Source organism: Acidovorax sp. HMWF018 (assembly GCF_003061035.1).
Taxonomy (GTDB): Bacteria; Pseudomonadota; Gammaproteobacteria; order Burkholderiales; family Burkholderiaceae_C; genus Acidovorax; species Acidovorax delafieldii.
In genome coordinates this window covers 2899-3528 of record NZ_QAIM01000306.1, presented here as the reverse complement: position 1 = coordinate 3528, position 630 = coordinate 2899, and the positions used below count along the sequence as shown (strand labels likewise).

The window sequence follows — 630 nt, the reverse complement described above, 5'->3', positions numbered from 1 at the left end:
CACCTACACGCCCCAGGGGCTGGTGGACGAGATCCAGGCCACTTGGAAGGGGCCGCTGGATGCGCTGCAGCAGTACCAAGTCAAGGGGCGCATCCAGGGGCTGGCGCTGGCCGGTGCCACTGACGGCGCAACCCCCGCCCACCTGGGCCTGCGGGGCGCCAATGTGGACATCGACATGACCCAGGCAGGGGGCAAGGCGGCGCTGACCATGGCGTCGGGGGCGCTGGTGCTGCCGGGGGTGTTCGAGGAGCCCGTCCTGCCGCTCGACCGGCTCAGTGCCGACGTGCGCTGGCAGGTGGACGGCGGCCGTATCGCCGTGCAGGCCAACGATGTGCAGTTTGCCAATGCCGATGCGCAGGGCGATGCCCGCGCCACCTGGCACACCAGCGACCCCTCCAAGGCGCCCCACCGGTCGCGTTTTCCGGGGGTGTTGGACCTCACCGGCACGCTGCACCGCGCCGACGGCACACGCGTGCACCGCTACCTGCCCTTGTCGATCCCCGCCGAATCCCGCCACTACGTGCGCGATGCGGTGGTCGCCGGCAGCGCCAGCAATGTGCAGTTCCGCGTCAAGGGCGATCTGCACGACCTGCCTTTCAATGACCCCAAGCAGGGCGAGTTCCGCATTGC

General features: G+C 70.0%; 1 protein-coding gene. It reads left to right on the top strand.

What is annotated here, in order from left to right; translation table 11 throughout:
- Positions 1-630, top strand: a 630-nt coding sequence (locus DBR23_RS30550) for a DUF3971 domain-containing protein (RefSeq protein ID WP_304466209.1), incomplete at both ends; no start/stop codon positions are given.